A 22,322-nucleotide genomic window follows, 5' to 3' on the forward strand; every position below is an offset into this window, starting at 1 on the left:
GCTGTTGGTCTTTTCCTTACATTTTGATGGTCTCCTGCCTTACATGATTTTGCCTCCGCCGCCCTCGCCCTTACCCGGCGCCGCATTGTTTCTCGACTTCGACGGCACCCTGGCGCCGCTACAGGCCGATCCCGACGCCGTCATCCTGCCCGAAGGCGGCGCTGAAACCTTGCGCGCGCTGGCGGCGAAACTCGGCGGCGCTCTGGCGGTGCTGAGCGGGCGCGACATCCGCGATCTGGCCAGGCGCATTCCGGACGATCTGTGGCGCGCCGGCGGGCACGGGCTTGAAATCTGCGCACCTGACCAAAGGCCGGAGGAACACCCCAATGCGGCGCCGCCGGCGCTCATGGACGCCATGACCCTTCTCGCCGCCGGCGTCCAAGGCGCGCGTTTGGAAGCGAAGGGCGAAGTGCTGGCGCTGCATTATCGCGCCGCGCCGGAGTCCGGCGATGTTCTTGAAACCGCCATGAAAAAAATTATCGCCGGCGTTGACGGCTATATCCTGCAACCGGGCAAAATGGTGCTGGAAGCAAAACCCGCCCACGCCAATAAAGGCCTCACGCTGATGCGCTTTCTCGAAAGGCGGCCTTTTGAGGGACTGTCGCCGGTCATGGTCGGCGACGACGCAACCGATGAAGACGCCATGGCGGAGGCGATCGCGGCGGGCGGATATGGCGTGAAAGTTGGCCCGGGAGAGACTCACGCCGCCTACGGGCTTAAAAGCCCGGCGGATGTATGGCGATGGCTGGAGGCGGCGGCGCAATGACGGAAGAAAATGCGATCGAAAAACCCGATCTCGATCTCGGCATTGTCGGCAACGGCACCATTGCGGCGCTGATCGACAAGGAAGGCAGCGTCGTGTGGATGTGCCTGCCGCGCCTTGACGGCGAACCCGTGCTCAACAAGCTGGTGGGCGGCGACGGCGCGTTCGACATCAAAATCTCGGGCCAGTGCAAGACGCGCCAGCGCTATCTGAAAAACACCGCCGTCATCGAAACCATTCTTGAAGCCGACGACGGCTCGGCGATTGCGATCACCGATTTTGCGCCGCGCTTTTTCGACAAGGGCCGCACCTTCCGGCCCGCCTCCATCGTCCGGCGCATCCGCCCTCTCGCCGGTATGCCGAAAATCTCCGTCGCGCTGCATGCGCAAACGGATCGCGGCGCCACGGAGATCGCGCCGGTGCGCGGCGTTTCCCATATCCGCTACAAGAACGATCATGCCGGCTTTCGCGTCACGACAGACGCACCCGTCTCCTACGTCATCGCCGAACGTGAATTCGTCCTCGACCGCGAGATCAATTTCATTCTGGGGCCGGACGAATCCCTTTCCGACAATCCGGCGGTGATCGCCGCCGAATGGGAGAAGCGCACGGTCGAAGGCTGGCGCGCATGGTCGCGCCGCCTCGCCGCCCCACCGGTCTGGCAGGAGGCGGTGATCCGCGCGGCGATCACGCTGAAGCTTTGCGTTTATGAAGAAACCGGCGGCATCGTCGCGGCGCTGACAACGTCGATCCCGGAACATGGCGGCTCGGAACGCAACTGGGACTATCGTTTCTGCTGGCTGCGCGACGCCTATTTCACGGTGAACGCGCTGAACCGCCTGTCAGCGGTCGGCACGCTCGAACACTACCTCGCCTATTTGCGCAACACCGTGGCGCACACCAAGGGCGGCCATATCCAGCCCGTCTACGGCATCTCGCTTGAAGAAGATCTGAAAGAAGAGATCGCGGCTGACCTCAAAGGCTATCGCGGCATGGGGCCGGTGCGTTTCGGCAATCAGGCGGCCGAACACATCCAGCATGACGTCTATGGCCATGTGGTTCTCGGCGCGAGCCAAGCGTTTTTCGACGAGCGGCTTTTGGCGCAGGCGGGCGAGCTTGAATTCGAACAGTTCGAACTTGTGGGCGAGCGCGCTTACGCCGTTTACAACACACCCGACGCCGGCATCTGGGAATATCGCGGCCGCGCCGATGTGCACACATCTTCAGCGATCATGTGCTGGGCCGCCTGCGACCGGCTTTCGCGCATCGCCGATCACCTCGGCCGCGACGACCGCGCCGCCTATTGGCGCGGACGCGCAGACGCCATGCATGCGGTCATTTTAAAAGAAGCCTGGAATGAAAAACGCCAGGCCTTCACCGGCGCCTTTGGCGGCGAAGACCTCGACGCCTCGGTCCTTCTCATGGCCGAGATCGGCTTCATCGACCCGGCGGACCCGCGCTATGTGGCGACGGTGGAGCGCATCGACGACGAATTGCGCGAGGGCTATCACGTCTACCGCTATCGCGCCGAAGACGATTTCGGAAAGCCGCAGACGGCGTTCACCGCCTGCACCTTCTGGCATATCGACGCCCTCGCCCGCATCGGCCGCAAGGACGAAGCGCGCGCCATGTTTGAAGATGTGCTCGCCCACCGCAATCATCTCGGCATTCTTTCCGAAGACATCGACGTTGCGAAAGGCGAACTCTGGGGCAACTTCCCGCAGACTTATTCCATGGCCGGCATCATCAACGCCGCCGCGCGCCTGTCCCCGCGCTGGGAAGACGTGGTTTAGTCGGGCCCGCCGTCCTGGCTCCAGAAGTCTTCAACATGATCAAGGTCCCAGACCCATTCGCGGGCCTCGATCAGTTTGCCGTCATCAAAGACGAGCATCAGGCAAGTCGGGTTGTCGAGATGCTTGCCGCCGCGTTCGGCGCGGCCGATAAAATGCAGAAAGGCGCGGGCGTCATCGCCGGCGAGCGCAACCCGCTCGGACTGAAACGTCCCGCCGGTCAGCTCCATCACCTTAAACAGAAACGCAAAGATCGCTTCGCGTCCCTGATGGTCGCCCGCAAGGGCGCCGCGCTTTCCCGGAAAGCGCCAGACCGCATCCTCTGCAATCATGGCGGATGCGGCGGCGACGTCACGCCGCGAAAACGCATCGAACAGCTTTTCGGTGAGCGCCGCGGCGTTCATGGCGCGCCGGTCAGCCCGGCTTTTTCATGGTGACGATCTGTACGGACGTTTTTTCACCGCCGTCCATCAGGATGTAGTTCGTCAGGCGCCCGTCTTTTTCAAATCCGAGACGGCTCATCTGCGGCGTCGGATTGTCCGCTGCGGTTTCGCTCCATCCGGCGGCGGCCATATCACGCTGCACCGTCTCGGCGATCGCTGCGATGCTGCTTTCGCTCATCGCCTGAACCATAAACCCGCCCTGCTGACCCGGCGTCGCGCTCGTCGAGATAATCGACCAGCCGCCATTCACCGGCACGTCAGAAGGAAAGCCGTCCGGCAAATCGAGATTGCTTCCAACGGTTGCGCCGAGCCCGTTATTGACGCGCACGCTCTCAACCTCGCCCTTGTCATCAAGCTCCACATCGGCGTCGATCCCGTGTTTGGCGGCTTCCGCCTCCATCTTTTTCTCACGGGCTTCCTCGCCACCGCCGCACGCCGTCAGCAACGCCGCCGCGCCGAGCACAGCAAAAATGGTGTTTGTTTTCATGACATCCCCCTTGTTGGCCGCCTTGTCAGCGGAGCATTTTCACCGGCGAGCGTAACGGCGCCCGCCGTAAGTGGCAAACACCGGTTGCGGCTCGCCGTGTGAGGCCCTATCTCCCGCCCATGGCAAGTTTTGACGACATTGCGGGCGATTTCGCTTTTCTCGACGAGTGGGACGACCGCTACAAATATCTGATCGATCTCGGCCGCAATCTGGAGCCCTATCCGGAAGCGGTGCGCGATGAAGATCACAAAGTGCGCGGCTGCGCGAGCCAGGTGTGGCTGTTGGCGGAGCGCGACGGCCAGGCGATCACGCTGAAAGGCGACAGCGACGCCCATATCGTCAAGGGACTCGTCGCGTTGCTGATCGCGCTTTATTCCGGCAAGTCCGCTGAGGATATTCTCGCCATCGATCCGGAAGCCGCGCTCGCGCCCTTTGACCTCAAAGATCACCTGACGCCGCAGCGCTCCAACGGGCTCTACTCCATGATCAAGCGCATCCGCGCAATTGCGGAAGGCGCTCAGGCGGAATAGCCGATCTGTTTTTGTTCAAGCGCGCCGCGCCTGAACAATCCGTCGCGTTCCGCCTTGCGAATGCGGTCGCGCAACAGCCGCTCCATATAGTTGAGCTGTATTTCGTGGATCGGGCTGTCGCGGCTGTCCTCGATATTGATGCAGGCGTGGCTGACGGTTGAGCGGTCGCGATTGAACTCTGCGGCGACCTCATTGAGCGATAACTGCCCCACCACATGCGCCAGATACATCGCCGTCTGTCGCGCCCGGGCGAGCGCGGCGCCGCGCCGTTCGGCCGTCATCAGCGCCGCATGGGGCAGTCCATAGGCCTCACAAACGACCTCCTTCGCCATGCGCGCCACAAGCCTGACAGCAAGTTGAGAAAAACGATCCGATGTCTTCGGCATTGATCCTCCCATAACGGGTCCATGCGCAAGAAACGGGCCCATTTCGGCAAACGATAAGGGACGACGAGAAGACGAGGATGCGGCGCGCACGCATTAGGACATGCGCGTTCAATCAGAACGATTATTGCGACTGCGAAAGACTTTAGGCGAGGAAAGACAGGACGAGCACAAGCACCAGCAAAACCGCGGTCCACAGCGCCATGAAACCAATCGGCCATGACCGCGCCATCTGTCCTTCCGGTCCGTGCACGGTGTAAATGCGTTCCATCAAGACTTGTATGCGGCCGGAGAAAATCCCCCATAGGGCGATCCATGTTGCGCGCGACGCACCAGTGACCCATCCCAAAAGCGCGCGGCCGGGCACACGCCAGAACCAATCCGTATCAAGATTGGTCGACGGCACTTCCGCCGGATACCATTTCAGGAGAATAAGGACCGCAAAAGCGAGCACCGCCCAGAGCAGAAGCTGTAGCTGCTCCACAAGGTGATAGGCTGTGTAGGGATGATAATCGGCGATCGCCGCCTGATCCGGCATCAGCGCATAAAGCGGCTCCGGATAGACGCCGAGACCGATGCACATCGCCGCCGCCGCGCCCATAGCGATCATCATGCCGAGCGGCGCATCCTTGGGCCGTTTGCCTGAATCATGGGCGAAGAAGGTGAAATAGGGGATCTTGATGCCCGCATGTTCGAGAACGCCGGCGGAGGCGAACAGCAGCGTCAGCCAGATCCAGAACATGTGCCCCTCGCCCGCCGCATCGATGATGAGGCCCTTGGTGACGAAGCCGAGCGTGCCGGGGAACGCGGAAATCGACAGGGCGCCGACAATGCAGAGCCCCATGGTGATCGGCATGGTCTTGTAAAGCCCGCCAAGCTCCGTCGCCTTTGACGTGCCGGTCCGGTACATGGCCGCGCCCAGCGCCATGAAGAGAAGCCCTTCGAAGATGATATTGCCGAAGGCGTAGCCGGCGGCGCCGTTGATCGCGCCGAAGCCGATGGCGACCACCATGAATCCCACCTGGTTGTTGATGGAATAGGTGAGAACTTTTCTGAGGTCATTTTCGATGAGCGCGAAGAAGATCGGGAAGATCGTCATCACCGCGCCGATATAGACAAGCTCGATCGTGCCGGGGAACGCGCGCGCCAGCGAATAAACCGCAAGTTTGGTGGTGAAGATCGACAGGATGATCGCGCCGGTAATGGTGGATTTCGGATAGGCGTCCTGCACCCAGTTATGAAGCAGCGGAAACGCCGACTTGATGCCGAAAGCGAGGAACATCACGAGCGCGGAAAATTTAATCGCGCCATTGGCGTCGCGCAGGCCGATAAAGTCAAAAGCGAGCGAGCCCGTTTCGCGATAGGTCAGCACAATGCCGCCGAGGAGCAAGACGCCAGACAGAATCTGGATCGCAAGATAGCGCATGCCTGAGAGACAGGTGACGCGCGTGCCCGGCGCCCAGACGAGGAAGACGGAGGTGATCGCCGCCATCTCCCACCAGAAAAAGAGCGTGATGAGATCGCCCGCCAAGACGCCGCCAAGCGCCGCCGCCGGATAGGCGAGCGTTGCATAATTCTGCGCCCGGTCACGCTGGCCCCATGCGTAGACGACGTTGAGTGCGATAGCGATGTGGAACACCACCGCGAAAATCCGCGACAAGGGGTCGACGCGCACGGTGGTCAGCGTCTCCCCGAAAACGGAAAGCGCGCCATAATCGCCAAGGCCGAGCATGGAAAGCTTGATCGCCGAAAAGGCGGTGACGAGCAGCATCCAAACGCCCGCGAGATGACGCGGCAGCGCCAGCAACACGAAAGCGCCGACCGTCAGAATGACCGCAGGGTTCGCCAGCAAGGCCTGGAAGAGCGCCGTCATCTATTCACGCTCCTCATAATAGCCTTCCTTGCGGCCCACGAGCTTGCGCAAGTGCTGGCCGGCGAGGACGATGAACATGAAAGCGGCGAAGCCCCAGACCGCGAAAAAGACACCCCAGCCTTCAACTTCGAAATGTGGGTGGTCTTTCTGCCAGGCGGGAACGAAACCGGCGATAGCGGCGGTGATGGAGGCGAGGATCAACAAGCCCAGAAACCCGTTGCGGAAAGACTTCTTGTCGGCCCAGCCTTCGTCGCCGTGATTGTGGTGGTCGCTGCTCATATTCGGCTCCACTCTAAAAATTGACTGCGCGCATGACGAGAAAAATCACAAAACTCAAAACCAAATAGATCGCCAAGGATGCAGCAATTCCAATTCTAGGCCCGCAGATCGCCGCCCATGCAAACCCGCCAACAATCAAGAACAGAGGAAAAACGAAAACAAATGGGAATGATTGTTTGAGATTCTGAAAAAAATGATCGGCATGAGCTTCAAGGACATATCCAGTGAACCCCGTAGAAACTGACGTTATTATCAGTTTTGCCGGAGGGCTTATGGTTGCGAAAAACTGTTCCAGAGTGTTTTTCATGCTTTGCCCCCATCCCCGGCTTCGCCGGTACTTCCCCCGTAAACGGGGGAAGAGGGAGCTTGCCTGAAGCTCGATGCTTCTCCTCCCCCGCCTGCGGGGGAGGTGTCCGCGAAGCGGACGGAGGGGGTGTTCAGAAAAAAACTCATCACTGCCCCCCGATCAGCGGCGAGAGATAATTATAAAGCGGGTCTGCAAAGAAGAAGAGCAGGAACGCGCCCGCAGCGGTGAAAAGCGGCGGCGCAACGCAGAGGATCGGCGCTTCTTTCAGCGCGCCCCATTTGATCCCCTCGCCTTCCGTGCCTTGCGGTTTTGCGCCCTCTTCGGCGGGCTTCATGTAGAACGCCTGCACCGGGATGGACAAAAGATAGATCACATTGAGGATCGACGAGATCATGAGGACCGCGATGATCGCAAGCTGTCCGGCGTCGGCGGCGCCCAGCATCAAAAAGAATTTCGGCCATGACCCGGCCATGGGCGGCAGACCGATGATCGACATCGCGCCGAGAAAGAACGCGCCGAAGGTGAACGGCATCACCCGCCCCATCCCGCGCATTTCCGAGACCAGCGATTTGTGATGCGCGACGTAAATGGCGCCTGCGCACATGAAGAGGGTCATCTTGCCGAGCGCATGGGCCGCAATCTGCATCGCCCCGCCCATGACGCCCATGGAGGTCGCGAGCATGGCGCCGAGCGTCACATAAGAAAGCTGCGACACCGTGGAATAGGCGAGCCGCGCTTTCAAGTTGTCCTTGTGCATGGCGATGGCCGAGGCCAGCAGGATTGAGCCCGCCGCCACCCACATGAAGGGCGTTGACGCGCCGGTGTCGCGCAAAAAGTCGATGCCGAACACATAGACGGCGACCTTGAGGATCGAGAAGACGCCCGCCTTCACCACCGCAACGGCGTGGAGGAACGCCGAGACCGGCGTCGGCGCCACCATGGCGTTGGGCAGCCACGGATGCGCGGGCATCAGCGCCGCCTTGCCGATGCCGAAGGCGTAAAGACCGAGGAGCACGCCGGCGATGGGCCCCACAGCCTCCGCATGGGCGGCCATGATGCCGCCATCGGTGAATTCGGTCGTGCCGGTGATGGCGTAGGTCCAGACAATCGCAGGCAACAAGAGGCCAATCGATGTCGCCATCAGAACGCCGAGATAGATGCGCCCGCCATTGCGCGCTTTTTCATCGCCATAATGGGTGACCAGCGGAAATGTGGAGAGCGTCAGCACTTCATAGAAAATGAACAGCGTGAAGAGGTTCGCCGCATAGGCGACGCCCATGGCCGCGGAAATCGCCACCGCGAAAGACATGAAGAACCGCGTCTGGTGGCCTTCATTGTGACCGCGCATATAGCCGATGGAATAAATCGAATTGACGACCCATAGCCCCGAGGCGATGACGCCGAACATGGCGCCTAAGGGCTCGGCCTTGAAGGCGATGGGCAACCCGTCGATCACTTCGAACAGGATGTAACCGGGCTGCGCGCCCTCGCCCACCGCGCCGAAAATAATCAGCGCCAGCACCAGCAGGATCGCGCCGGTGATCAGCGTCGCCGCCTCGCGCAAATTGGGTTGCTTGTCGAGAAGCCAGATCGCGAGACAGCCGACAAGCGGCAGCGCGAGGGAAAGAGGAATCGCCAGCGCGGGAGAAATCATGGCGCGCCTCCCGCCGCCATCATCAGCGCTTCAGCGGCGCGGGTCGCGATGTCGCCCGTCAGGTCGGTCCGGACGCCGAAATAGATATTGGCGGCGACCAGAATCCACATCGGAACCAGCATGGAGAGCGGCGCCTCTTCTTTCGGCATGGCGTATTTGCCTTCCTCGGCAGGTTCGCGCAGCAGCATCACTTCCGCGACGCGGCCCACATAGGCAAGCGCGATCAGCGAAGACGCCACGATCAAAAAGCCTGCATACCAGTGACCGGCGGCGAAGGCGGCCTCAAGCAGGTACCATTTGGAAATGAAGCCGACGGTGAGCGGCACGCCGATCAGCGACAGGCCAGAGATCAGAAACGCCCAGGTGGTGACCGGCATCCGCTTCGACAGCCCGGCGAAAGCGTGGATCGAATGAGACCCGGCGCGCAACACGACGCAGGCGACCGCCATGAACAAGGCGCCCTTCATCAGCGCGTGGTTGAAGATGTGAACGAGGCTCGCGGTGAGGCCCTCAACCGTCGCAAAGGAAAGCCCCAGCAGCATGTAACCGATCTGCGCCACGGAAGAATAAGCGAGCATCCGCTTCACGTCTTCCTGGAAAAGCGCCACGAAAGACGCGCCGAACATGCCGATCAGCCCCAGCGGCAACAGCACATAGGTGAAGGCCGCGCCGATAAACGCGAAGTCGAAATTAAACACCGAAAAGAAGAAGCGGATGATGACATAGACCGCCACTTTGGTGGCCGTCGCGGCGACAAACGCCGTCACCGCCGAAGGCGCATAGGTGTATGCGTTGGGCAACCACAGATGCATGGGGAACATGGCGAGCTTCAGCCCCATGCCCACCAGGATAAAGGCGAAGCCCGCTTCAACCATGCGGTTATTCTGGCCGATGAGCTGTTGCGACAGGTCCGCCATGTTGAGCGTGCCGGTCGCATGATACAAAAGCCCGATGCCAATCACGAAAAAGGTCGCGCCGATCGTCCCCATGACCAGATAGTTAAACGCCGCGGTGAGCGCCCGCCGGTCGCGCCGCGCGCCCATGGCGATCAGCGCATAAGTCGAGAGCGACGAGATTTCGAGAAAGACAAAGACGTTGAACGCGTCGCCGGTGATGGTGACGCCGAGAAGACCCGTCATGCAGATCAGCATGGCGCCGTAGAATAGCGGCGTCTGGCGCTCGTCCACTTCCAGTTGCACGGAGCGATACGCAAAAGGCATGACGATGGCGGCGATGCCCGAGACCAGCAACAAGACCAGCGCATTCGCCAGATCGATGCGATATTCAATGCCGATCGGCGGCGCCCAGTCGCCGAGGTGATAGGAAATCGGCCCCGACATATCGACTTCGCGGAACAGTGCGATGCAGGCGGCGAAGGTCAGCCAGGAAAAAAGGCACGCCCATAAATGGACCGGCCGCCCCTTCGGCAACAAAAGCGTCACCGGCGCCGCCATGATCGGCATGATGATCGGCAGAACGGGAAGTTGCGAGACGATGCTCATTACGCTGCGCTCCCCGCCGCTTGTTGCGCGCGGGCGCCGGCCTGATGGCCGAATTCGGCGATGTCATCCGCCGCTTCAAGCTCGTCTTCTTCAATTGTGCCATAGGCTTCGCGGATGCGCACGGCGAGCGCCAGGCCCACAGCGGTCGTCGCAACGCCAACGACAATGGCGGTGAGGATCAGAACATGGGGCAGCGGGTTCGTATAAACGATGGCTTCAACGGCGCCATGGGCGGCTTCGGCGGCGGAATGGGCCGCGTCGCCGGCCGCGCCGTGCAATCCATCCGGCGCGAACTCAAGGCCGCCATGCGCCGGCGTCGGCGGCGTCTTGTCGACATGTGAAAGCGTGTTCGCGACCTTGTCGCCGGCTTCAGGCAGATCATGGAGTGAAGCGCCCTCTTCCGGCGCCGGCGCCGATTTCATCGCTTCTTTCAGATCATTGCCATGGTCGAGGGCGGCATTGTCGATTTTCGAATGCAGCGTTTCCTTGAGGCCGTTTTCAGCATCAAGCGCCGAATTGTCGATCTTTGAATGCGCGCCTTCCGCGGTGACGTGGGCGGGGGCGTGGGCGCCCGCATCCGCGCCTGCGTCATGCCCCTCTTCGGGCCCGTGATGGGCGGCGGCGTCGAGTTCATCGCCCATATAGATTGGCGCTGTGCCGCCGAAAATCTTGCCGATGGAAATGTAGTAGATGAAGACGGAGGTTTGAAAGATATTGAGGCCGACAATCTTTTTCACGAGATTGCCGCGCGCAAAGACGATGTACAAGCCGATCATCATCAACAGGATGAAGATCCAGTAGTTGTAGCGCGCCAAGATGAAGTCGAACCAGTCCATAATCGCTTCGCGCCTACCAGTCTTCCTGATCGATGTCCGGTTCGCGGCCCGTGAAGTGATAGAAAATCGTCAGCATGGTGGACGCGACGGCGACGCCGACGCCAAGCTCAACGAGAATGATGCCGTAATGCTGGCCTGCGTGGTGGGTGGAATTCGGAACCAGCGCGTCATAGCTCAATAGATTGGCGCCCAGCAGCATGGTCGCGACCCCGGTGCCGGAATAGAGCAGGAAGCCGACAACCATGGCGACGGTCAGCGCCTTTTGCGGCAGGGCTTTCTTGGTTTCGTCGAGCCCGAAACAGAAGGCGTGCAGGATAAAGGCGACCGCGAAAATAACGCCCGCCTGAAAGCCGCCGCCCGGTCCGAAATCGCCGTGAAACTGAACATAGAGCGCATAAAGAATGATCGGCGCGAACAATAATTTCGACGTCACTTTGAGGATAAGATGATCCATTATTCACCTCCCTCCTTATTTTCGGCGTCCTTGACGTCGCGGCCGCCGCGCACGGAGCCGATCCCGAGAAGCAGCATCACCGCAACACCCGCCGTGAAGATCACCATGGTCTCGCCCATGGTGTCGAAGCCCCTGTAGCTCGCCAGCACCGCCGTAACGATGTTGGGCATCGGGATTTCCGACGCCGCGCGGGTCACATATTCCTGTCCCACATAAGAGTTCGCAGGCGCGTTAGCGTCGCCAAAGGCCGGCATGTCGATGGTTGCGTAAAAGAGCGCCGCGCCCATGGCGAGCACCGCCGCAAGCGCCACCGGCGCGCGGCCCGGCGTTTTCGGCTTCTCGCGCCGCACAGTGAGCAGCATGCCGGCGAGCATCAAAACCGTCGAAATCCCCGCGCCCACCGCCGCTTCGGTAAAGGCGACGTCGACGGCGTCGAGCGACACGAAAAACGCGGCGGACAGGAGCGAATAAATCCCCGACAACATCACGACCGCAAACAGATGGCGCGAGCGCAACATCGCGACCGCAACGAGGATGAGCATGGTGAGGAGCGCCAGATCGATCAAAATCATCGGCGACATGAGGGGGCTGAACCCGGTCATTCCGCACTCTCCCGGTATTTCAGTTCCGGGCCCTCAAGCGGTTTCAACCCCACCATCCAGGCCGAATGCGCAATCGCGTGGGTGGCGACCGGCGAGGTGAAGAACATGAACGCGCCAATGAAGAAAAGCTTCACCGCGACGATCCAGGTGGGCGATTGCAAGAGCATGCCGAGAAGGATCATCTCAGCGCCGCCGGTGTCGGTGACGCCCGCGGCGTGAAGGCGCGTGTAAAAATCAGGAAAGCGCACAATGCCAAGCGCGCCCGAGACGACCGCAAGACCGCCAAACAGGAAACAGGCCCAGCTCAAGATCATGCGGGCGAGTTCGATATCCGCCCAGAACTGCGCAATCATCTCGCTCACGCCGCCTCCTCCCGAGACCGGCGATAGGAGAAGAATCTCAGGATCGCGATGGTCGATGCGAAGTTGATCAGCGCATAAAGAAGCGCAATGTCGAGGAAATCCGGACGGCCGGTGATAAAGCCCATGAGGCCGAGCAACAGCACTGTCTTGGTACCGAAGGAATTGCCCGCGAGAATCCGGTCATAAAGCGACGGGCCCGCGAAGGCGCGCACCAGCGTCAGCGCCATGGCGACGAAAACAGCGGCGGTGACGGCGGCGAACATCATGTCTTGCGCCTTTCCGCTTTCGCCACGCGCTCACCCATATCGGTGATGGCGGGAACATCGCACAGCGCTTCGGTCAGGCCGTGCACCAGAATTTCATTTTCTCGCAGGTCAATCGACACCGTTCCCGGCGTCAGCGTGATGGAATTGGCGAAGGTCGCCTTGCCGACGCCGCTTTTCGGCGGGTTCGGCACGGTGAAAAATTTCGGCGAGAGTTTCGGCTCAATCGCCAGCGCCTGGCGCATCACGGTGAGATTGGCCTTGCCGATCTCTCCGCCCAGCCAGATCCAGTAACCGAGAATCCGGGGCATCAGCCCGGTGGGAACGCTGTCATCGTCGAGGACGCCCGCTCGCTTCGCCAGCCACGCCGAAAATAGCACCGAGACCACCCCGAAAAAGAGCAGCAGCGGCACGTCGAAATAGCCCGATAGCAGGAGCCAGAGCCCGGCCAGCGCCAGAACGAGGATGATAAATCGCCCCATCAGCCCTCTTTGAGGAACCTCTTCAAAACCCCGCGCTTCCTTAAACCAGCGCTTCATACAAAGGAAAGCCCGGGACAAGCGGAATCGAACACCCCCGGGCGGCGGAACCGAAAATGTCGCAGATTTGACGTAGAAATCAACGGCTTGACTGTGGAAAACCGGCGATTAGCCGATGCCCTGAAAGAAGCCGCCGCCTATTTGCAGCCGGCCATTTGTTCTTCAAGCAGGTTCAGTCCGGTCTCGCGATCATAGTCTGACAGGGTGAAATCCGTATCGAGACGCGTATAGCCGGCATGGGCGTCACGATAGAGCGCACAGGCGCGCTCCATATTCTCTGCGATCTCGTGAATTTCACCGAGCAGAAACGTCGCCGTCGTCACTTCCCGGATGCGCGCCGGATTATCGGGCTCGCTCGCCAACAGCCCCAATTCAACCGCCAGATTGCCCTCCCCGGTTTCTATCGCCTCATCAAACCGGCCGAGATAAGCGAGCGTCGTCGCCTTTTGCTCGATGACCGATGTGCGGATGCGCTTGATGCCAAGATCGTCCGGGTCCTGCGCCAGAAATTCGTCGACAAGCTTTTCCGCCTCAACGAGATCGACGAGCGCCGCTTCGTCATCTTCAAGGCTGTAATCAATCAGCGACCTTTTGAAAAAAGCGCCGATGAGATTGCGCCGCGCCGTCATGTCGTCCGGGTCGGCGGCGTCCAGCTCGCGATAGAGCGCTATGGCGCGGTCCATATATTCAATGGCGCTTTCATAATCGCCCCCCTCCACCATGTCGTAATGGCGCATCATGGTTTCCGCGAGGGCCACATTGGTCGACGCCGCAAGAGATTTCGCCGAAGCGTCTTCGGGATAATCCGTATAGAATTTTTCCGCCGCGTCGCGCGCGCGTGCGATCACTTCAATGGCCTCGGCGCCTTCGCCCATCCAGACCAGCGGCTTGCCCGACTGCGACAAGGCTTCAATGCGCGCGCGTTCGTCTTTTTGGGTTCCCTTGCCGGATGCAATGACGCCAGCGTAAAGCGCTTCGGCGCGGGCGGCGTAATCGCGCGCCGCTTCATTGTCGTCGATGGCGATGAATTGATAGACCGCCATGGAAAAGCATGTTTCCGCCAGCGCACGGGCGATATCGGCGTCGTCAGGCGCGGCGGCGTGCATGGCCTCAAGTGACGTGATGGCCGTCGTCAGATGCTCGCCCGCTTCCTCGCGCCGTCCGAGATTGGCGCCGATGGGATTGCCCGTGACATCGCCAAGGCGCTTATACCCCAGCGCAGTTTCAAGGCGCAAATCTTTCGAGGCGCGTTTGTTGTCTTTCAGGGCGTCGAGATAAAGCCGCGACTTGTCGGCGATGCCGGAGAGCGCTTTCGTTGTGCCGGGAATGGCTTCAAGCTGGTCGTAAAGATCGAACAGCATGAAATTGGCGAGCTCGCGCACTTCCTGAAAGCGCGCATCCGCTTCGCGCCGTTCGGATTCGGCCCGGGCGTATAAAGCCGACGTGACAAACAGCGCCCCGACAACGCCGATGATGGCCAGCGCCGATGCGCCGACTGCAAACCGACGTCTACGGATAAATTTGCCGACGACATATAGACCGCGCGTTCCCCGCGCCTCGACAGCGCGGCCGGCGGCGTAGCGGTCAAGATCGGCGATCAGCGCCGAGGCGGACTGATAACGCTCTTCCGGCGCTTCGGCGGAGGCTTTGGCGGCGATGGCGGCGAGGTCTTCATCGTCAATCGACGGTTTTGCGCCAAGCATGTCCTTGAAAATCAGCCCGAGCGAGTAAATGTCGCTGAGCGTTGTCGCCGGTTCGCCTTTCAAGCGCTCCGGCGCGGCGAAGCCCCGCGTCATGGTCATTTGCGGCCCGGCGCCGGAATCGCCGAAGGAGCGCGAAATCCCGAAATCAATCAGCTTCACCCGGCCATCGTCCGTCAAAAGAATGTTCTGCGGCGACAGATCGCGATGCACGATCAATTGCTGATGGGCGTATTCAACGGCGTGACAGATATCGCGGAAAATGCGCAGGCGCTCGGCCTTGTCCGGCGTCTTTTCGATCGCCTCGCCAAGGGGCGCGCCGTCCACATATTCCATGATGAAATAGGGCTCGCCGCGTTCGGTTTCGCCGCCGTCGAAAAGCTGGGCGATGTTCGGATGCTGAAGCGCAGCCAGTGTCTGACGCTCATAACGCAGGCGCTCGGCGAGTTTTTCAGAGCGCGCAATGCCGCGCACGACCTTGATGGCGACGCGGTGATCGAAATCCCCGGTCACGCGTTCGCCAAGCCAGACCGCGCCCATGCCGCCGCGTCCGAGCAGGCGGATGATGCGATATTGCCCCACCTGTTCGGGCGGCGCGTCTTCAGCCTCGGAGAACCAGTCGAGGGCGCCGCCGGTGACGAGCGATCCATCGGTTTCATCCGCCCATAACAGCGACATCACCCGCTTGCGCAGCGCCGGATCGGCCGCCGTCTGATCCATGATCCATTGCTCGCGCTGATCGGACGGCTGATCGAGCGCGTCTTCAAACAGCTTCAGCGCCGCCGCTTCGAGCCGGTCGTCAGAGCTCGTCATGTTCCATGGCCTCCTTCAGCCAGGCGCAGGCCGCGCGCCATGAACGCTTGACCGTGGATTCCGATTTGCCGAGCGCGAGCGCGATGTCTTCCGTGGTCATACCGCCGTAATATCGAAGCACAACGATTTCCGCGCGGTCTGGATCGATCGCTTTCAACCGCATCAACGCCGTTTCAAGCGCCACCAGCTCCATGGGATTGTCCTGCGGGGCGCCATGATCGGTGTTCAGAGTGACGGTGATCTTGCGGCGCTTTTCCGCCGCGCGCCGGCGCGCCGCGTCGACAAGCACATTGCGCATGATCCGCGAGGACAGCGCGAAAAAATGCGCGCGCTCTTCCGGCGGCGCTTCGGCGGACTGAAGCAGCCGCACCGCCGCCTCATTGACGAGGTCATGGGTCGCCATGGAGATCGCCCGCCCTTCGCGCCGCAACAAAACTGACGCGATCGACGACAGCTCCCCATAGACGGCCTCGTCGAGGCGCGCACGGGCGGCCTCGTCGCCATTGCGGCTCGCCGCCAGCAGCGACACAATCTCGTCGGTCTCCTTGACCACCCTGCAGAATATCCCCTTAAAACCCTACCGTCCTGATCTTAAACACAAAATCGCTCGGGAATGATCCCCCCGGCGGGTCATTTGCGGCGGAAAAAACTTTTTTCGCCCCGGCGTGACCCGTTTTCCGGCCCGTTTGCGCTTTTATGAAGTAGGGGGAGATGTGCGGTTCCTGACCCATGTGGGGTTGTTTCGCGGGGAGCGCATATCCCGCGGTCGGGCGGCGGCTTCTATGGGGGGCGCCGCCGCCCCCGCGGTCGCCCTTTGGCAACACCAGGCGCTTTAGCGGCGCGGCGTAAGGGGCGTAAATTTTTCAGACATCCTCATCGTATGGCGGCCTCATGTAGTCCCATGGCCGCCGCATGTCCCGGAGTTTGGGAGAGACTGTGGGACAGAACGCGCCCGGCGGCGACCCGCCGGGCGCGTTCGTCGTTTTGCGTTTCTGCACCGGCGGATTTCGTGTTTACCGCCGCTGAAACCGGTATTGCGCATCCACGGACCAGGCGCCGTCTGCGGATCGGCTTTCCTCGCGCAGGATGAGCTCGCGCGCTGCGATCGTTTCAAAAGAAAGCCGCCGCCCCGCCCCATCTGTCTCGAACGACGCCGCTCTCAGATAGGGCTCAAACTCATCGACGATGGCGAGCCCCTGCGCTTCGGCAAAGACAGCGCCCTCACCCGCCGCATCAGAGACGAAATAGGAATGCGTTGCGCCCGGCCGGTCATCAAGACGAAAGATCGCCCATTTCTCAAACCGGTCGTAATATCCCGCGGCCAGAATTTCGCGGGCGTCCGCGGTTTCCAGCGCAGCAAGAACGCCGCAGCCATCGAGCACAAGACCGGCGGAGAAGCGCGCCGGCGTCTCGGCGCCGTCCGCATCGGCGCGCACGCCCTCCCAGTCGCCGGCAAGCCCGTTCATGGCGCCATGAGGATCTTCCGTACACAGTGTTTTTCCGTGAACGCCGTGAAAATCCGTTCCCGCGGCGCCAAACGGGCTCACATCACCGAGGCGATGAAAATCCACCACATACCAGGTGAACCAGGTGGCGCCCTTGTCGGGCGTGTTGGACCCGTCCCAGCGGAAACTGACGCCCGGGCGAATGTCGGTGAAATTATAGCGCCGATGCGCAACGCTTAATGATCCGTCTTCCTGCGGACGTTCAACGAGCGAATACATGGTCAGACGGCCAAGATGGTCTTCGCCGATCAACTGGTCCGTAAAGGCGCCGCCATGATTTTGCGCATTGGGCCAGTTCTGCGCCATCACCCAGCGTTCGCGCGCAGGATCGTAATAGCGGATCGAAAATCCGCGCTGGCCCGGCTCCTCCGGATTGTCACGCGCCCAGGAAAGCTCAATGAGCGCCTTGCCGCCGAGCACGGGGAAGACGCGCTGATGCGTCCAGCTTCCTTCTTTTTCGTGATAGAATTCGCCTTCCGGCCGGCTTCTCCAATTGGCGTCCCACTCGCCGATCCAGAAATCGAATGCGCGATGTTCGGGCGCAGCGTAGGCGTCGGTAATCCCGGCGCCCAGCGCCTCCGCCCAACTTCCCTCCTCCATTGCTAGCGTCGGGGCTGGCGGCGGGGTTTCCGCAGGCGCGCAGGCGAAGGGCAGAGCCGATATGAGGGCGACCGCAAAAAACCGTTTCATGAATGTTCTCCCGTCGCTGCACCACTGATTGCGCCAGACAATAGGCTGGCGCGCCGCCGGACGAAGCCGTAAACTCCGCCGTAAGGCCAAATACGCAAGAACGGCAACGCCAATTATGCAGATTCTGACAACGCCGCCGCAAAACGCCGCCGAGCTTGACGCGCTTTATGCGCGCACGCCCGTGGAAGGCATGTTTTATTCCGGCGCGATGCACCGCGAACGCTTCGATATTGCGGATAGTTATAACGAAGACTGGTCCTGCGCGGCGATCACCTGGCTGTCAGGCGGCGTTGAGGAATATGCGCTGCAAGGCGCACGACGTCCGCTGAAGCTTCTCTCGGCGGGCGCCCTAACTTTGGCGCGCGGCGCACGTTACGCCTATGCAGCGCTGGGCGAAACGCCGTTCCGCTCCAACATGATTTCCTTCCCGCACTGGATCACCGACGGCGCCGCGCAAAACGCGCTCGACAGCGATGAACGCGGCGGCCCGGCCTCTCATGGAAGAGCGCTGGAAACGCGCCTGCTTCTGCCCGGCGCGACGACACAAGCCCTTATGGACGAGATCGCCATGCGCACCCGTCAAGGCGCGGCTGACAAAGATTGGTATGCGGAAAAGTGTGCGCTTCTTTATGCAGGGCTGCTCGACGCCCAGGACGCCGGCGCCGCTGCGCGCGACCAGATCAGCGCCGTCAAACCGTCAACCCGCACCGAGCTTGCGCGCCGCTGCGCCCTCGCGAAAGAAACGATGTTGCAGCGCTTTGGCGAGGCCGGCTTGTCCCTTGGCGATGTCGCGCGCGATGCGCGGCTTTCGCAATATCATCTCATTCGCGTCTTCAAGACCATCACCGGCGCAACGCCCATGCAGTTTCTCGGCATGGTCCGCATGGACGCGGCGCTCCGTCTTCTTAAAGATACAAAGCTGGCGGTCTGCGATATTGCGGGCGCTGTCGGCTATGCCGACCGCTCGGCCTTCTTCCGCGCCTTCCGCAAAGCCCATGGCTGCGCGCCGTCGGCGGTTGGGCGGGCGCGTTGAAAAAACGCACCTGACCTATGGATGAGCCCGACCTTTTGCGGATCGCCATGGACGTTCCCGAAAACGAGCTTCTTCTGGAAAAACTGCCGGAGCTCAATCTTCCTCAATGCTATCTGACCGCAGGCTGTCTGTTCCAGCCGGTCTGGAACATTCAGGCGGGACAAGCCCCCGATTGGGGGATCAGGGATTTCGATGTTTTCTATTTCGACGACCGCGACCTTTCCTGGGGGGCGGAAGATCAGGTCATCGAACAAGCATGCGATCTTCTTGGGCCGCTGTCATCAAGGGTGGAGATCCGCAACCAGGCGCGCGTTCATCTATGGTATGAGCAGCGTTTTGGCAGTCCCGTCACATCGCTGACATCCTCAAAGGCCGGCATTGACCGTTTTCTGATCGCCTGCACTTGTGTCGGCGTGGATATCGGGTCGCGAGAGGTCTACGCGCCGAACGGGCTTGATGACTTGGAAAAAGGCGTCTTGCGGCGAAACCCGATGGCGCCCGCGGCGGACCTTTTCGGAGCAAAAGCTCAGTCCTATCGCGACCGCTGGCCGTGGCTTACGATCGCCGATTGAAAGACGGCGTTTACCGCGCCCGCTTCGATTTCGCCTTGCTGACAAGGCGCTCGACCTCGCGCAGGATCGCCTCATCGTCTTCCGCAGACGGAACGTCATTGGCGTCGAGATAGCATTCCAGCGCTTCGAGAATGATCGCCTGGCACGACATTTCCAGATCGCGTCCGGCGAGCCGCAACCGCACCAGATCGCGCGCCGGCATTTTCAGCGTGACAATCGCCTTGCGGGCGAGAATGCCTGTCGGCGCCTCTGCGGCGTGCGGGCGCCGCCGTTGCGGCGGAATGGTCCAGGCTTTCGGCGCTTCGCTGATAACGCGGCGGCGCGTCCCCTTGGCGTGCAGCACTTGCACATTGCCATGGGCCGCCGCTGTCGCGCGCGCAATTTCCTGCTCGCGCTGACGGTCTTCCGCCGGATACATGGAACTGATCGTATCCTCGCCGACGCTGGCCGGGCCGTTCGGATTGTTCGCCGGACGCAACGGACGCATCTCGACATCGACGCCCTCATGGGCGACCGCATCGACCGCTGGCAGCGCCTCGCCTTTGCGAGCCAGGAGGCTCGACGTCAGGGAAGCGAAATTGCCGCCGCCGGAGGAACTGTTGGGCGCGTATGCGTTCATTGCGCCGCCCTGCGCCCAAAGACGCGATTTTGCGCGGCGCCGCCGCCCATATCATCCTGGCGATAACCGCCATCGGCGCGCTGGAGGCGCTCATGGAGATAGGACCACAGAGCCGAGACTTCCTGCGCAGACTGACAGAAAGGATCGATTTCCATCACCGTGCGGCCGTCAATCATGGAGGCGGCAAAGTCGACGCGGTGATGAATGGTGACCGGCGCCACGGTGCCGTGCTGCGACAGGGCGACAGCGGCTTCGGACGTGATGCGCGCGCGCTGGGTCGCGCCATTGACGACGAAAATCAGCGGCTTGCCGCGCGCCTCGGCGATGTCGACGGTCGGGCCCACAGCGCGAAGGTCGTGCGGGCTTGGCCGGGTCGGCGCAACCACAATGTCGGCGAAACTCACCACTTCGGAAATAGCGCGCGTCACCGCCGGCGGCGTGTCGATCACGACAAGGCGAAAGCCCTCTTCGCGGGCGCTGTCGAGATCATAAAAGAGATTGGAAAAAACCGATTGAATAAACGCCGGCTGGGGGTCCTTGCGGACATTCCACCACTTCGCCAGCGAACCCTGCGGATCGGTGTCGATCAACGCAACGGGCCCTGCGCCCTGACGCTCTGCTTCCACCGCAATATGTCCGGACAACGTTGTTTTGCCCGACCCACCCTTTTGCGATGCGAAGACGATTACACGCATCGAAGACAACATGCGCCCTCCACCTGTCACGCTCATATTGACGCAAGATCATCCTGCACGAGGCGTGTTAACGCGGCGCGTGAACTCAAGGGATAATTTGGTTCAAATTGTGCGGGAGGGATTCAGCATCAAGGCTGAGAAAAATGCCGGCAGCAACCTAGATACGCAAGGCCGCCGCCAGCAGATGTTTTATATGGTAAAGCCCTTAAGCGAGACTTAAAGCCGGCGGCGCCGACAAGAGCGATTGTTTTACACAGGCCGACCGTCGCTGCGCGGAAACTATGTCTAACCGAATGACGAGGACAGATCGCTGATATCGTTGATCTTGAGATCGCTCTGGATCGCCGACATCAACCGCGTGATATGCGCGATGCGCGGATTAGTGTCCCAGTCCCAGTATCGCAGGACAGCGCGGGCGAAGTCGCGCGCCATGGAATCGAAAACGGCAAGCAAGGCTTCGGCCCGATCCTGCGCTTCCGGCCCGTCGGCCGCCTCGGTTAAAAAGGCGTAAAAATCATCGCGCGGCACGCCAAGGCTCTTGCACAAGACCGCATAAGGTTCTCCGCCGGCGTCGCGCAAAATACGCGACGACAGCTCGCGGCTGATGCCGCCCAGCATGGAAACGGCGTCGATAATTTCCTGCGCGGGATATTTGCACGCGGCCGCGAGCGTTTTGCGCACCACCTCCATGGAGACGGGCTCGCCATTGACGCCGCGCGGGCGATGGCGGCGTTCGGAAAGAACGAGAATGTCTTTGACGACCGTATCGGGATCGCCGCCGCGGAAAACCCGCGGATAAAGATCGGCGAGCGCATCTTGCACGACGCTGCGGTCAAGGGCGAAGCGGGTGAGAATGCGGCGGCGGCGCTCAGCGTCGACCCACCAGAACATGATGAAGCCATGGGCCGGCTCCAGCTCCCGCCGGCGCAACAGCGCCCCTTGCACTTCCTTGCTGGTGGCGCTTAACGCCACAAGCTTGTTCACTGCATTCGGTGAGAGCAGGCACTCTTCGCGTTTTAAAACCTGTTTGCAGACATCGATTTCGTCAAAAGCGAGACATGCGTCAGCGACCGAGGTCGACAGATCGATCCGCTTGGCGATCATCACCCGGTGCGCCATGTTCCCTTGCTGCGCCGCCTCGATCAGCAGCGCCTCGGGCAAATTCTCCGCCGCACTGGTGATTTTCTCCGCAATCGCAGGCTCGTCGAGGAGCAGCATGCGCACCAGCGCCGGCGGGCATTCCGAAACCCGGGCGATACGCTGGGCGACTTCCATCCGAATCGGCTCTTCAACCTTGTCGAGAACATGGAGCAGGATGTCGGCGACGAGCGAGCGCTCGTTCGATGAGATCTTCGCCGATGGCAGGACGACAATATCCGTCAGTTTTCTGACCATGAGCGTGCGCACGCTGGGCCCCGAGGGCGACAGCGGCGTCAGCATGGCCCCGACGTCCGACTTCGCGTTTGTCGGGGCGCCGGCGCGGATCTCATCGGCGTCAAAATCAGTCATAGAAGCGGATTTCGCCTTTCTCGTGCGCGGAACCCCGGCGCAAAAGCGTTGTAACCGGAACACCGTTAACGGGGGATTTCACTTTTACGGCTGGTTTTCGAAGACCTGCGGGTCTTCGG

The 22,322-nt window shown here is 61.2% G+C and carries 25 protein-coding genes; 5 read left to right on the forward strand and 20 right to left on the reverse strand.

The genetic code is table 11. The features are described 5' to 3' along the window. Positions 1-43: 43 nt before the first annotated feature. Both otsB and ACFC5L_RS14775 read left to right on the forward strand, forming a co-directional pair. On the forward strand, positions 44-766 hold the full coding sequence (gene otsB, locus ACFC5L_RS14770; protein ID WP_375203606.1) for a trehalose-phosphatase: 723 nt from the start codon (positions 44-46) through the stop codon (positions 764-766). Then, positions 763-2,556, forward strand: a complete 1,794-nt coding sequence (locus tag ACFC5L_RS14775) for a glycoside hydrolase family 15 protein (protein WP_375203605.1) — start codon at positions 763-765, stop codon at positions 2,554-2,556. The genes otsB and ACFC5L_RS14775 overlap by 4 nt, the downstream gene beginning before the upstream one ends. On the opposite strand, the gene ACFC5L_RS14780 is transcribed toward ACFC5L_RS14775, so the two are convergent. Further along, the gene (locus ACFC5L_RS14780; RefSeq protein WP_375203604.1) at positions 2,553-2,957 is read right to left on the reverse strand and encodes a nuclear transport factor 2 family protein; all 405 of its coding nucleotides are present in this window, start codon (positions 2,955-2,957) and stop codon (positions 2,553-2,555) included. The genes ACFC5L_RS14775 and ACFC5L_RS14780 overlap by 4 nt on opposite strands. A gap of 10 nt (positions 2,958-2,967) precedes the next feature. After that, positions 2,968-3,483: a hypothetical protein gene (locus ACFC5L_RS14785; protein WP_375203603.1), complete on the reverse strand. Its 516-nt coding sequence runs from the start codon at positions 3,481-3,483 to the stop codon at positions 2,968-2,970. A 119-nt stretch (positions 3,484-3,602) separates the two neighbouring features. On the opposite strand from ACFC5L_RS14785, the gene ACFC5L_RS14790 reads away from it, so the two are divergent. Then, positions 3,603-4,013: a SufE family protein gene (locus ACFC5L_RS14790; RefSeq protein WP_375203602.1), complete on the forward strand. Its 411-nt coding sequence runs from the start codon at positions 3,603-3,605 to the stop codon at positions 4,011-4,013. On the opposite strand, the gene ACFC5L_RS14795 is transcribed toward ACFC5L_RS14790, so the two are convergent. The 15 genes from ACFC5L_RS14795 to ACFC5L_RS14865 all read right to left on the reverse strand — a co-directional run bounded on the left by ACFC5L_RS14795 (position 4,001) and on the right by ACFC5L_RS14865 (position 17,775). After that, entirely contained in the window at positions 4,001-4,399 is a 399-nt protein-coding gene (locus tag ACFC5L_RS14795) for a helix-turn-helix domain-containing protein (protein WP_375203601.1), read from the reverse strand. The two genes, ACFC5L_RS14790 and ACFC5L_RS14795, sit on opposite strands and share 13 nt — an antisense overlap. Positions 4,400-4,541: 142 nt before the next feature. Next, positions 4,542-6,269: a Na(+)/H(+) antiporter subunit D gene (locus ACFC5L_RS14800; RefSeq protein ID WP_375203600.1), complete on the reverse strand. Its 1,728-nt coding sequence runs from the start codon at positions 6,267-6,269 to the stop codon at positions 4,542-4,544. Next, positions 6,270-6,548, reverse strand: coding sequence for a hypothetical protein (locus ACFC5L_RS14805; protein ID WP_375203599.1), 279 nt, complete (start codon positions 6,546-6,548; stop codon positions 6,270-6,272). It lies immediately after the preceding gene. 13 nt (positions 6,549-6,561) lie between these two features. Next, positions 6,562-6,855, reverse strand: coding sequence for a hypothetical protein (locus ACFC5L_RS14810; protein ID WP_375203598.1), 294 nt, complete (start codon positions 6,853-6,855; stop codon positions 6,562-6,564). A 145-nt stretch (positions 6,856-7,000) separates the two neighbouring features. Next, positions 7,001-8,509 carry a proton-conducting transporter transmembrane domain-containing protein gene (locus ACFC5L_RS14815; RefSeq protein WP_375203597.1) on the reverse strand — a complete coding sequence of 503 codons (1,509 nt, stop codon included), beginning with the start codon at positions 8,507-8,509 and terminating at the stop codon, positions 7,001-7,003. Beyond that, a complete protein-coding gene (locus ACFC5L_RS14820; RefSeq protein ID WP_375203596.1) occupies positions 8,506-10,011 on the reverse strand; it encodes a monovalent cation/H+ antiporter subunit D family protein in 1,506 nt (501 codons plus the stop codon). The genes ACFC5L_RS14815 and ACFC5L_RS14820 overlap by 4 nt, the downstream gene beginning before the upstream one ends. Further along, on the reverse strand, positions 10,011-10,847 hold the full coding sequence (locus ACFC5L_RS14825; protein WP_375203595.1) for a cation:proton antiporter subunit C: 837 nt from the start codon (positions 10,845-10,847) through the stop codon (positions 10,011-10,013). The genes ACFC5L_RS14820 and ACFC5L_RS14825 overlap by 1 nt, the downstream gene beginning before the upstream one ends. Positions 10,848-10,860: 13 nt before the next feature. Beyond that, positions 10,861-11,301, reverse strand: coding sequence for a Na(+)/H(+) antiporter subunit B (locus tag ACFC5L_RS14830; protein ID WP_375203594.1), 441 nt, complete (start codon positions 11,299-11,301; stop codon positions 10,861-10,863). Then, the gene (locus tag ACFC5L_RS14835; RefSeq protein WP_375203593.1) at positions 11,301-11,903 is read right to left on the reverse strand and encodes a DUF4040 domain-containing protein; all 603 of its coding nucleotides are present in this window, start codon (positions 11,901-11,903) and stop codon (positions 11,301-11,303) included. The genes ACFC5L_RS14830 and ACFC5L_RS14835 overlap by 1 nt, the downstream gene beginning before the upstream one ends. Then, a complete protein-coding gene (mnhG, locus tag ACFC5L_RS14840; protein ID WP_375203774.1) occupies positions 11,900-12,256 on the reverse strand; it encodes a monovalent cation/H(+) antiporter subunit G in 357 nt (118 codons plus the stop codon). The genes ACFC5L_RS14835 and mnhG overlap by 4 nt, the downstream gene beginning before the upstream one ends. 5 nt (positions 12,257-12,261) lie before the next feature. Further along, entirely contained in the window at positions 12,262-12,528 is a 267-nt protein-coding gene (locus ACFC5L_RS14845) for a monovalent cation/H+ antiporter complex subunit F (RefSeq protein WP_375203773.1), read from the reverse strand. Then, positions 12,528-13,010: a Na+/H+ antiporter subunit E gene (locus ACFC5L_RS14850; RefSeq protein WP_375203592.1), complete on the reverse strand. Its 483-nt coding sequence runs from the start codon at positions 13,008-13,010 to the stop codon at positions 12,528-12,530. The genes ACFC5L_RS14845 and ACFC5L_RS14850 overlap by 1 nt, the downstream gene beginning before the upstream one ends. Before the next feature lie 194 nt (positions 13,011-13,204). Further along, a complete protein-coding gene (locus ACFC5L_RS14855; protein WP_375203591.1) occupies positions 13,205-15,580 on the reverse strand; it encodes a serine/threonine protein kinase in 2,376 nt (791 codons plus the stop codon). Next, entirely contained in the window at positions 15,567-16,133 is a 567-nt protein-coding gene (locus ACFC5L_RS14860; protein ID WP_375203590.1) for an ECF-type sigma factor, read from the reverse strand. Before ACFC5L_RS14860 ends, ACFC5L_RS14855 begins: the two co-directional genes overlap by 14 nt. 460 nt (positions 16,134-16,593) lie before the next feature. Next, positions 16,594-17,775, reverse strand: coding sequence for a hypothetical protein (locus tag ACFC5L_RS14865; protein ID WP_375203589.1), 1,182 nt, complete (start codon positions 17,773-17,775; stop codon positions 16,594-16,596). 115 nt (positions 17,776-17,890) lie between these two features. Here ACFC5L_RS14865 and ACFC5L_RS14870 point away from each other — a divergent pair, with 115 nt between their 5' ends. Further along, positions 17,891-18,808, forward strand: a complete 918-nt coding sequence (locus tag ACFC5L_RS14870; RefSeq protein WP_375203588.1) for a helix-turn-helix transcriptional regulator — start codon at positions 17,891-17,893, stop codon at positions 18,806-18,808. A gap of 17 nt (positions 18,809-18,825) precedes the next feature. Next, complete coding sequence (locus ACFC5L_RS14875) at positions 18,826-19,380, forward strand: nucleotidyltransferase family protein (RefSeq protein WP_375203587.1); 555 nt, start codon at positions 18,826-18,828, stop codon at positions 19,378-19,380. A gap of 10 nt (positions 19,381-19,390) precedes the next feature. Here ACFC5L_RS14875 and ACFC5L_RS14880 read toward each other — a convergent pair whose 3' ends face one another. The 3 genes from ACFC5L_RS14880 to ACFC5L_RS14890 form a co-directional block, all read right to left on the reverse strand. Continuing rightward, entirely contained in the window at positions 19,391-19,999 is a 609-nt protein-coding gene (locus tag ACFC5L_RS14880) for a hypothetical protein (RefSeq protein ID WP_375203586.1), read from the reverse strand. Next, positions 19,996-20,694, reverse strand: coding sequence for an AAA family ATPase (locus ACFC5L_RS14885; protein ID WP_375203772.1), 699 nt, complete (start codon positions 20,692-20,694; stop codon positions 19,996-19,998). The genes ACFC5L_RS14880 and ACFC5L_RS14885 overlap by 4 nt, the downstream gene beginning before the upstream one ends. 285 nt (positions 20,695-20,979) lie before the next feature. After that, entirely contained in the window at positions 20,980-22,203 is a 1,224-nt protein-coding gene (locus ACFC5L_RS14890) for a DUF2336 domain-containing protein (RefSeq protein ID WP_375203585.1), read from the reverse strand. Positions 22,204-22,322 lie beyond the last annotated feature (119 nt).

This window comes from Hyphococcus sp. (assembly GCF_041986965.1).
Lineage (GTDB): Bacteria > Pseudomonadota > Alphaproteobacteria > Caulobacterales > Parvularculaceae > Hyphococcus.

Excerpts from the sequence above, each read along its gene's own strand:
- ACFC5L_RS14810 (WP_375203598.1), bottom strand. The coding sequence starts at position 6,855 with ATGAAAAACACTCTGGAACAGTTTTTCGCAACCATAAGCCCTCCGGCA.
- otsB (WP_375203606.1), top strand. The coding sequence starts at position 44 with ATGATTTTGCCTCCGCCGCCCTCGCCCTTACCCGGCGCCGCATTGTTT.
- ACFC5L_RS14835 (WP_375203593.1), bottom strand. The coding sequence starts at position 11,903 with ATGACCGGGTTCAGCCCCCTCATGTCGCCGATGATTTTGATCGATCTG.
- ACFC5L_RS14875 (WP_375203587.1), top strand. The coding sequence starts at position 18,826 with ATGGATGAGCCCGACCTTTTGCGGATCGCCATGGACGTTCCCGAAAAC.
- ACFC5L_RS14815 (WP_375203597.1), bottom strand. The coding sequence starts at position 8,509 with ATGATTTCTCCCGCGCTGGCGATTCCTCTTTCCCTCGCGCTGCCGCTT.
- ACFC5L_RS14890 (WP_375203585.1), bottom strand. The coding sequence starts at position 22,203 with ATGACTGATTTTGACGCCGATGAGATCCGCGCCGGCGCCCCGACAAAC.
- ACFC5L_RS14825 (WP_375203595.1), bottom strand. The coding sequence starts at position 10,847 with ATGGACTGGTTCGACTTCATCTTGGCGCGCTACAACTACTGGATCTTC.
- ACFC5L_RS14805 (WP_375203599.1), bottom strand. The coding sequence starts at position 6,548 with ATGAGCAGCGACCACCACAATCACGGCGACGAAGGCTGGGCCGACAAG.
- mnhG (WP_375203774.1), bottom strand. The coding sequence starts at position 12,256 with ATGATTGCGCAGTTCTGGGCGGATATCGAACTCGCCCGCATGATCTTG.
- ACFC5L_RS14850 (WP_375203592.1), bottom strand. The coding sequence starts at position 13,010 with ATGGGGCGATTTATCATCCTCGTTCTGGCGCTGGCCGGGCTCTGGCTC.
- ACFC5L_RS14830 (WP_375203594.1), bottom strand. The coding sequence starts at position 11,301 with ATGGATCATCTTATCCTCAAAGTGACGTCGAAATTATTGTTCGCGCCG.
- ACFC5L_RS14790 (WP_375203602.1), top strand. The coding sequence starts at position 3,603 with ATGGCAAGTTTTGACGACATTGCGGGCGATTTCGCTTTTCTCGACGAG.
- ACFC5L_RS14775 (WP_375203605.1), top strand. The coding sequence starts at position 763 with ATGACGGAAGAAAATGCGATCGAAAAACCCGATCTCGATCTCGGCATT.
- ACFC5L_RS14865 (WP_375203589.1), bottom strand. The coding sequence starts at position 17,775 with ATGAAACGGTTTTTTGCGGTCGCCCTCATATCGGCTCTGCCCTTCGCC.
- ACFC5L_RS14870 (WP_375203588.1), top strand. The coding sequence starts at position 17,891 with ATGCAGATTCTGACAACGCCGCCGCAAAACGCCGCCGAGCTTGACGCG.
- ACFC5L_RS14785 (WP_375203603.1), bottom strand. The coding sequence starts at position 3,483 with ATGAAAACAAACACCATTTTTGCTGTGCTCGGCGCGGCGGCGTTGCTG.
- ACFC5L_RS14820 (WP_375203596.1), bottom strand. The coding sequence starts at position 10,011 with ATGAGCATCGTCTCGCAACTTCCCGTTCTGCCGATCATCATGCCGATC.
- ACFC5L_RS14885 (WP_375203772.1), bottom strand. The coding sequence starts at position 20,694 with ATGCGTGTAATCGTCTTCGCATCGCAAAAGGGTGGGTCGGGCAAAACA.
- ACFC5L_RS14845 (WP_375203773.1), bottom strand. The coding sequence starts at position 12,528 with ATGTTCGCCGCCGTCACCGCCGCTGTTTTCGTCGCCATGGCGCTGACG.
- ACFC5L_RS14880 (WP_375203586.1), bottom strand. The coding sequence starts at position 19,999 with ATGAACGCATACGCGCCCAACAGTTCCTCCGGCGGCGGCAATTTCGCT.
- ACFC5L_RS14780 (WP_375203604.1), bottom strand. The coding sequence starts at position 2,957 with ATGAACGCCGCGGCGCTCACCGAAAAGCTGTTCGATGCGTTTTCGCGG.
- ACFC5L_RS14855 (WP_375203591.1), bottom strand. The coding sequence starts at position 15,580 with ATGACGAGCTCTGACGACCGGCTCGAAGCGGCGGCGCTGAAGCTGTTT.
- ACFC5L_RS14800 (WP_375203600.1), bottom strand. The coding sequence starts at position 6,269 with ATGACGGCGCTCTTCCAGGCCTTGCTGGCGAACCCTGCGGTCATTCTG.
- ACFC5L_RS14795 (WP_375203601.1), bottom strand. The coding sequence starts at position 4,399 with ATGCCGAAGACATCGGATCGTTTTTCTCAACTTGCTGTCAGGCTTGTG.